The 8665-nt window shown below is 71.9% G+C and carries 5 protein-coding genes; 4 read left to right on the top strand and 1 reads right to left on the bottom strand.

Features of this window, described 5'->3' with window-relative positions:
• Window positions 1-118 precede the first annotated feature (118 nt).
• The gene (locus ACFYYJ_RS36030) at window positions 119-1459 is read right to left on the bottom strand and encodes a hypothetical protein (RefSeq protein ID WP_389138519.1); all 1341 of its coding nucleotides are present in this window, start codon (window positions 1457-1459) and stop codon (window positions 119-121) included.
• 307 nt (window positions 1460-1766) lie between these two features.
• Between ACFYYJ_RS36030 and ACFYYJ_RS36035 the strand changes: the two genes are divergently transcribed.
• The 4 genes from ACFYYJ_RS36035 (at window position 1767) to ACFYYJ_RS36050 (ending at window position 8343) form a co-directional block, all read left to right on the top strand.
• The gene (locus tag ACFYYJ_RS36035) at window positions 1767-2108 is read left to right on the top strand and encodes a hypothetical protein (RefSeq protein ID WP_389138522.1); all 342 of its coding nucleotides are present in this window, start codon (window positions 1767-1769) and stop codon (window positions 2106-2108) included.
• A gap of 250 nt (window positions 2109-2358) precedes the next feature.
• Window positions 2359-3099 carry a response regulator transcription factor gene (locus ACFYYJ_RS36040; protein WP_384594148.1) on the top strand — a complete coding sequence of 247 codons (741 nt, stop codon included), beginning with the start codon at window positions 2359-2361 and terminating at the stop codon, window positions 3097-3099.
• A complete protein-coding gene (locus ACFYYJ_RS36045) occupies window positions 3096-4166 on the top strand; it encodes an ATP-binding protein (protein WP_385133967.1) in 1071 nt (356 codons plus the stop codon). The genes ACFYYJ_RS36040 and ACFYYJ_RS36045 overlap by 4 nt, the downstream gene beginning before the upstream one ends.
• Before the next feature lie 271 nt (window positions 4167-4437).
• Complete coding sequence (locus tag ACFYYJ_RS36050; RefSeq protein WP_389138527.1) at window positions 4438-8343, top strand: multifunctional oxoglutarate decarboxylase/oxoglutarate dehydrogenase thiamine pyrophosphate-binding subunit/dihydrolipoyllysine-residue succinyltransferase subunit; 3906 nt, start codon at window positions 4438-4440, stop codon at window positions 8341-8343.
• Window positions 8344-8665 lie beyond the last annotated feature (322 nt).

The following is an 8665-nucleotide window of genomic DNA, read 5'->3' on the forward strand; positions in this document are numbered from 1 at the left end:
CTCGGACATCTCGTTTTGGTCCCGGACGACACCCCACCCCGGCCCCACCCCCGGCACCCCCGCCCGCCGAAGCCCCCCACTCCGCAGCGCCACAGGCCCCCGCAGCCCCGGAGGCCCCTCAACCACACCCGCCCGGCCGGGCGTAGACCGCGACCCTCGCGCCCCGCACCGACGTCACCGAGCACCGCTCGAACGCGCCCTCCAGGACTTCCCGCTTGGCGACCTCCCCCGGGTACGTATCCAGCGGCTGCCCCTCCGGATCCAGGAGGGCGATCACTCGCGGAGAGGCGAGCAGCGCCGCGCGCACGGCGGCCGCCGGCAGCTCCGTGCCCTGGAGCGTGTGCGAGGCCGCCGGGGAGCGGTCCAGGGCCACGTCCCGCAGCCCCCCGTACACACCCGGCGAGGACAACAACCACTCGCGCCGCCGCGAGGGCATGAACACCACCGCGTCCCCCGGCCGATCCCGCTCCCGGACCACCGCCGCCACCGCGAGCGCGTCGTCCTTGCGGCTGTCAGGCGTACGCAGCCACACCGACCACCACCCGAACGGCACCAGCAGCGCCCCCACGAGCAGCCACGGCCACCACCCCCGCACCCCCGCGAGCCGCACCCCCGCCAGCAGCGCGAACCCGGCCAGCGCGTACAGGACGTACCGGTCGACGTACCAGGGGTGCACCAGCGAGACCACCATCAGCAGCCCAGGCGGCAGCAGCGCGAGCGGGAGCGCGACCCGCACCAGCCCCCGTTCCGCGCCCCGCGCGAGCAGCAGACAGCAGACCGCGAGCACCCCGTACGCCGTCCAGTCCTGCCAGCTCGGCCGCCCGAGCCAGCCCAGCTGCTGCTGCGCCTGCCGCGCGCTCACCACCGCCAGCGGAACGAGCAGCGCCAGGACCGCCCCCGCCGCCACCCGCCACCCCCGCGAGCGCCACGCGGAGAACGCGTGGGCCGCCAGAGCCAACGCCGCGAACTCGTGCAGCCAGCAGCCGAGCAGCAGCACCACCGCGTACGAGGTCCAGCGCTCGCGCAGCAACAGGTACGTCGCCCACACCACCGCCGCCGCGACGAGCGCGTACGAGCGCCCCTCCTGGGCGTACATCTGCACGGGCGGGAGGACCGCGTACCCGAGACCGGCGAACAGTGCGGCCCGCTCCCCCGCGAGCCGGTGGGCGACGGCGGCGACCCCGGCGGCGGCCAGCGCGGTGGCGGCGACGGAGGGCAGCCGCAGCGCCCACAGGCCGCCGTCCCAGGCGGCGAACACCCCGTGCATCAACAGGTAGTACAGACCGTGGACGGCGTCGACCTCGCCGAGCAGCCGCCAGATCCCGCCGAGCGGTCGGTGCGCGACCTGCCAGGTGACGGACTCGTCGCGCCACATGCTGCCGCCCCGCTCCAGGCCCCACAGGCCGAGGAGGACGGCGAGCAACGGGGGCAGCGCGCGCCACGGGGCGATGCGGGGCATGTCGGCCTCCGGGGTGCTGTCGCAGCGGGTGTGGGGCCTCCATACTCGTGGTTCGGTCCGAGTACCCGCGGAGGTGGGTGTGCGCACGTCCCGAACGGTTGCGGTGGTACGGCTGGGTGCGGCGGTGTTGCTGGGCGCGGCGGTCCTGGTGGGCTGCGGGCCGGCCGGTTCGCCGGACGCCTCGATGTCCCGGTCCCGGTCCGCCACCGCGGACACCCCCGCGCCGCCTTCCGCGAGCCAGAGCCCGAGTCACGGCCCGAGTCACGGCCCGGGCCGGACCCCGAGCCCGAGCCCGAGTCGGGAGGGCATGCCCGCCGAGACCCTGGTCCGCGTCACCCGTACCGGCGGCTTCGCCGGCCAGACCCACACCCTGGTCGTCAAGGGCGACGGCTCCTGGACCCGCCTCGACGTCAAGGCGCGGCCCACGGGCACCGGCAAGCTGTCGCCGCAGGAGCTCGACACCCTGCGCGCGGCCCTCGCGAAGGCGGACTTCGCGCACCTTCCGAAGGTCTCCACGGGCGGTCCGGTGATCTACGACGGGTACGCGTACACCTTCGTCCACGGCGGCTTCGAGGTGGCCTCCGACCAGGGGTCGATGCCGCCCGCGCTGACCGCCGTACTGGACGCCCTCCCACCGTTCACCGGGTAGGCCCCAGCCCCTGTCACGGGCCCCGCCACCGCCCTCCCACACCCCTCCCATACCGGCCCCCATCAGGACTTTCGATCCAAAACGGCCTATCGGAACCCTGCATAGCCGCAGGCCGGAGCCTCCTCTACGCTGCACCCCTGACACACGAGATCAGCGGATCAGACGGACCAGACGGATCACACGGATCACACGGATCTGGTCGGACGGATCGGCTCACACTGACCGGCACGGGTCGGCACCGGGACGGGACATGGAACACACGCACACCAGCCACAACGGCGCCTCGGCGACACCGGGCGCCCAGCGGCGCGTACTCGTCGTCGAGGACGACCACACCATCGCCGAGGCCATCGCGGCCCGGCTGCGCGCCGAGGGCTTCCAGGTGCAGACGGCCGCGGACGGCCCGGCGGCCGTCGCCGCGGCCGAGAGCTGGCTGCCGGAGCTGCTCGTCCTGGACGTCATGCTGCCCGGCTTCGACGGGCTGGAGGTCTGCCGCCGGGTCCAGGCGCAGCGCCCGGTCCCCGTGCTGATGCTCACCGCGCGGGACGACGAGACGGACCTGCTGGTCGGGCTCGGGGTCGGCGCGGACGACTACATGACGAAGCCGTTCTCGATGCGCGAGCTCGCCGCCCGGGTCCACGTCCTGCTGCGGCGCGTGGAGCGGGCCACCCTCGCGGCGCACACCCCGCGCGGGGCCACCCTGCGGCTGGGCGACCTGGAGATCGACCACGCGCAGCGCCGGGTCCGGGTGCAGGCCGAGGACGTGCACCTGACGCCGACCGAGTTCGACCTGCTGGTGTGCCTGGCGGGGACCCCGCGGGCGGTGCTGTCGCGGGAGCAGCTGCTGGCCGAGGTCTGGGACTGGGCCGACGCGTCCGGGACCCGTACGGTCGACAGCCACATCAAGGCGCTGCGGCGGAAGATCGGCGCGGAGCGGATCCGTACGGTCCACGGCGTCGGGTACGCCCTGGAGACCCCGGCGCAGGCGTGAGCGGCCGGCGGCCGCCGGGGGAAGGGCTGCGGCCCTTCTCGCCCTTCTCGATCAAGACCAAGCTTGGCACGCTCGTCGTGGTCTCGGTCTTCATCACGACGGGGCTGCTCCTGGTGGCCCTGCGCACGGCCACCGAGCTGCGCTTCATCACGGTCTTCTCGGTGATCGCCTCGATGCTGATCACCCAGTTCGTGGCGCACAGCCTGACGGCGCCGCTGGACGACATGACGACGGTGGCGCGGGCGATCTCGCACGGCGACTACACCCGGCGGGTGCGCGGGGCGGGGCGCCGTGACGAGCTGGGCGACCTGGCCGCGACGATCAACCTGATGGCGGACGACCTGGAGGCGGTGGACCGGCACCGCAAGGAGCTCGTCGCCAACGTCTCGCACGAGCTGCGCACGCCCATCGCCGCGCTGCGCGCGGTGCTGGAGAACGTGGTGGACGGGGTTTCGGCCGCCGATCCGGAGACCATGCGCACGATGCTGAAGCAGACCGAGCGCCTGGGTCGGCTCGTGGAGACCCTGTTGGACCTGTCCAGGGTGGACAACGGGGTGGTCCCGCTGAAGGCGCGGCGTTTCGAGGTGTGGCCGTACCTGTCGGGCGTGCTGAAGGAGTCGGGGCTGGCGGCCGCGGGACGGCCGGGGCTGCTCTCCGGTTCGGGCGGGCACACGCGCAACGACGTACACCTGCACCTGGACGTGTTCCCGCCCGAGCTGACGGCGTACGCGGACGCCGAGCGGCTGCACCAGGTGGTGGCGAACCTGATCGACAACGCGGTCAAGCACAGCCCCCCGCACGGCCGGGTCACGGTCCGGGCGCGGGCAGGCGACGCGCCCGGGAGTCTGGCGCTGGAGGTACGGGACGAGGGCCCCGGCATTCCGGAGGCGGAGCGCGCCCGGGTGTTCGAGCGGTTCAACCGGGGCAGTGCGCGGGGCGGCGACGGGGGCACCGGGCTGGGCCTGGCGATCGCCCGTTGGGCCGTGGAGCTGCACGGGGGCCGGATCGGAGTGGCCGAATCGTCACGCGGCTGCCGCATCCTCGTCACGCTTCCGGGCAGCTCATGAGCGTCGTGTTGACGTAGGGTTCGAGTGGGAAGGAAATGATCTCGGCCACACGTGCCCGGGGTCCGTCAGGGGTGCGAAGCCGTGGGGGTCGCAACCTCGGTGCCCCCTACCCGAACCACGCTTGTTTCCCGCCATTCCAGACGGTGAAACCCGCCGTTCGATGTGACCTACGCGACGGATCTCCCGTCCGGTCTGCATCACACGGTTCAGGAGGCGTAGCCTTTATTCCCGCTGTCCATACCTTGTGAAGCGGAAGAGGGCGGTTGCCGCCGTGTCGCCACAGTCCCCCAGTAACCCGAGCACCACGACCGAAGCAGCAGCAGGCGGGAAGAACCCCGCCTCGGGCTTCGGCGCGAATGAGTGGCTCGTCGACGAGATCTATCAGCAGTACCTCCAGGACCCGAACTCGGTCGACCGGGCCTGGTGGGACTTCTTCGCCGACTACAAGCCGGGGGGCGCTGCCGCTCCGGTCAAGGCCGAAGAGCCCGTGAAGACCCCGACGACGGACGGCGCCTCCGCACAGGCCGCCACCACCGTCGCCGGAACTCCTCAGGTCGTCGACGCCGCCGCCACGGGGGCGGCGGGCGCCACCGCCGCACCCCCCGGTGCAAGCACCGGCTCCACTGGAGCGGCTGCCGCCGCGCTGCTCTCTACGCCTGTGTCAGCTCCTGCCCCTGCTCCTGCCACCCCCTCTGGTGCCCCTGCTGTGACTGTCACCTCCCAGGCCCCGGCCGCCGCACCGGCCGCGCCCGCCACCCCCTCCGTAGCCCCGCAGAAGGCCGCGCCCGCCACCGAGGCCCCCGCGGGCCCCGAGCTGGTGACGCTCCGCGGCCCGGCGGCTGCCGTAGCCAAGAACATGAACGCCTCCCTCGACGTCCCGACGGCCACGTCCGTCCGCGCCGTCCCGGTGAAGCTGCTGTTCGACAACCGCATCGTCATCAACAACCACCTCAAGCGCGCCCGGGGCGGGAAGATCTCCTTCACGCACCTGATCGGCTACGCGATGGTGCAGGCGATCAAGGCCATGCCGTCGATGAACCACTCCTTCGCGGAGAAGGACGGCAAGCCGACCCTGGTCAAGCCCGACCACGTGAACTTCGGCCTCGCCATCGACCTGGTGAAGGCCAACGGCGACCGTCAGCTCGTCGTCGCCGGCATCAAGAAGGCCGAGACCCTCAACTTCTTCGAGTTCTGGCAGGCCTACGAGGACATCGTCCGCCGCGCCCGCGTCGGCAAGCTGACGATGGACGACTTCACCGGCGTGACGGTCTCCCTCACCAACCCCGGCGGCCTGGGCACCGTGCACTCCGTGCCCCGCCTGATGCCCGGACAGTCGGTCATCATGGGCGTCGGCTCCATGGACTACCCCGCCGAGTTCCAGGGCACCTCGCAGGACACCCTGAACAAGCTGGGCATCTCCAAGGTCATGACCCTGACCTCGACCTACGACCACCGGGTCATCCAGGGCGCGGCCTCCGGCGAGTTCCTGCGCATCGTCGCGAACCTGCTGCTCGGCGAGAACGGCTTCTACGACGACGTCTTCGAGGCGCTGCGCATCCCGTACGAGCCGGTCCGCTGGCTCCGGGACATCGACGCCTCGCACGACGACGACGTCACGAAGGCCGCCCGCGTCTTCGAGCTGATCCACTCCTACCGGGTCCGCGGCCACGTCATGGCCGACACCGACCCGCTGGAGTACAAGCAGCGCAAGCACCCCGACCTCGACATCACCGAGCACGGCCTCACCCTGTGGGACCTGGAGCGCGAGTTCGCGGTCGGCGGCTTCTCGGGCAAGTCGATGATGAAGCTCCGCGACATCCTCGGCGTGCTGCGCGACTCGTACTGCCGCACCACCGGCGTCGAGTTCATGCACATCCAGGACCCGAAGCAGCGCCGCTGGATCCAGGACCGCATCGAGCGCCCGCACACCAAGCCCGAGCGCGAGGAGCAGCTGCGCATCCTGCGCCGGCTGAACGCCGCCGAGGCCTTCGAGACCTTCCTGCAGACGAAGTACGTCGGCCAGAAGCGCTTCTCCCTGGAGGGCGGCGAGTCCGTCATCCCGCTGCTCGACGCCGTCATCGACTCGGCCGCCGAGGCCCGCCTCGAAGAGGTCGTCATCGGCATGGCCCACCGCGGCCGCCTGAACGTGCTGGCGAACATCGTCGGCAAGTCGTACGCGCAGATCTTCCGCGAGTTCGAGGGCAACCTCGACCCGAAGTCGATGCACGGCTCCGGCGACGTGAAGTACCACCTGGGCGCCGAGGGCACCTTCACGGGCCTGGACGGCGAGCAGATCAAGGTCTCGCTCGTCGCGAACCCCTCGCACCTGGAGGCCGTCGACCCGGTCCTGGAGGGTGTCGCCCGCGCCAAGCAGGACGTCATCAACAAGGGCGGCACGGACTTCACGGTCCTCCCGCTGGCCCTGCACGGTGACGCGGCCTTCGCCGGCCAGGGCGTGGTCGCCGAGACGCTGAACATGTCGCAGCTGCGCGGCTACCGCACCGGTGGCACCGTGCACGTGGTCATCAACAACCAGGTCGGCTTCACCGCCGCCCCGGAGTCCTCGCGTTCGTCGATGTACGCGACCGACGTGGCCCGCATGATCGAGGCGCCGATCTTCCACGTGAACGGCGACGACCCGGAAGCGGTCGTGCGCGTTGCCCGTCTGGCCTTCGAGTTCCGCCAGGCGTTCAACAAGGACGTGGTCATCGACCTCATCTGCTACCGCCGCCGCGGTCACAACGAGTCGGACAACCCGGCGTTCACGCAGCCGCTGATGTACGACCTGATCGACAAGAAGCGCTCGGTGCGCAAGCTGTACACCGAGTCCCTCATCGGTCGCGGCGACATCACGCTGGAAGAGGCCGAGCAGGCGCTGCAGGACTTCCAGGGCCAGCTGGAGAAGGTCTTCGCGGAGGTCCGCGAGGCCGCCACGCAGCCCGCGGTCGCCCCCGTCGCGCCGGCGCAGACCGCGCAGGAGTTCCCGGTCGCGGTGAACACCGCGATCTCGCAGGACGTCGTCAAGCGCATCGCCGAGTCCCAGGTCAACATCCCCGAGGGCGTCACCGTCCACCCGCGTCTGCTGCCGCAGCTGCAGCGCCGCGCGGCGATGATCGACGACGGCACCATCGACTGGGGCTTCGGCGAGACCCTGGCCTTCGGTTCGCTGCTGATGGAGGGCACCCCGGTCCGGCTGTCCGGCCAGGACTCCCGCCGCGGCACCTTCGGCCAGCGTCACGCGGTCCTCATCGACCGGGAGACGGGCGAGGACTACACCCCGCTGCTCTACCTGTCGGACGACCAGGCCCGCTACAACGTCTACGACTCGCTGCTCTCCGAGTACGCGGCCATGGGCTTCGAGTACGGCTACTCGCTGGCCCGTCCCGACGCGCTGGTCCTCTGGGAGGCCCAGTTCGGTGACTTCGTCAACGGCGCGCAGACCGTCGTCGACGAGTTCATCTCCTCGGCCGAGCAGAAGTGGGGCCAGACCTCCGGCGTCACCCTGCTCCTCCCGCACGGCTACGAGGGCCAGGGCCCGGACCACTCGTCCGCCCGCCCGGAGCGCTTCCTCCAGATGTGCGCGCAGGACAACATGACGGTGGCCATGCCCACCCTGCCGTCGAACTACTTCCACCTGCTGCGCTGGCAGGTCCACAACCCGCACCACAAGCCGCTCATCGTCTTCACCCCGAAGTCGATGCTGCGTCTGAAGGCGGCGGCGTCGAAGGCGGAGGAGTTCACGACCGGTTCGTTCCGTCCGGTCATCGGCGACTCGACGGTGGACGCGAACGCGGTCCGCAAGGTCGTCTTCTGCGCGGGCAAGGTCTACTACGACCTGGAGGCCGAGCGGGAGAAGCGCGGCATCACCGACACCGCCATCATCCGCATCGAGCGCCTGTACCCGCTGCCGGGTGCGGAGCTCCAGGCGGAGATCGCCAAGTTCCCGAACGCGGCGAAGTACATCTGGGCGCAGGAGGAGCCGGCGAACCAGGGTGCGTGGCCGTTCATCGCGCTGAACCTGATCGACCACCTCGACCTGGCGGTCGGCGCGGACGTCCCGGCGGGCGAGCGCCTGCGCCGCATCTCGCGGCCGCACGGCTCTTCCCCTGCGGTGGGCTCGGCGAAGCGCCACCAGGCGGAGCAGCAGCTCCTGCTGAACGAGGTCTTCGAGGCCTAGCCGCTGCGCGAGCTTGAACCCGGAAGGCCCGGCCCCCTCGACAGGGGGCCGGGCCTTCCGGCCTTCCCTGGGCTCTGCCCCCGACCTTCCCTGGGCTCTGCCCCCGACCTTCCCCGGGCTCTGCCCCGTCCCTGTCCGGCTCCGCCGGGCAAACTCAGCCCCTCCGGCGCTTGAGGAGCGGGTCCGGGCGGAGCCCGGTGCCCGGCGGAGCCGGGTTTCCCGGGGGGGCGCCCCCCCCCCCCCCGCGGGGGGGGGGGGGGGCGGGGGCGGGGGGGGGGGGGCCCGGCCCGGGGGGGGGCCGCGGGGGGGGCCGGGGGGGGCG

Source organism: Streptomyces sp. NPDC002467, from assembly GCF_042889825.1.
GTDB lineage: Bacteria > Actinomycetota > Actinomycetes > Streptomycetales > Streptomycetaceae > Streptomyces.

Bases quoted from the DNA above. Each gene is read 5' to 3' on its own strand.
- ACFYYJ_RS36035 (WP_389138522.1), top strand. From the start codon at position 1,767: ATGCCCGCCGAGACCCTGGTCCGCGTCACCCGTACCGGCGGCTTCGCC.
- ACFYYJ_RS36040 (WP_384594148.1), top strand. From the start codon at position 2,359: ATGGAACACACGCACACCAGCCACAACGGCGCCTCGGCGACACCGGGC.
- ACFYYJ_RS36030 (WP_389138519.1), bottom strand. From the start codon at position 1,459: ATGCCCCGCATCGCCCCGTGGCGCGCGCTGCCCCCGTTGCTCGCCGTC.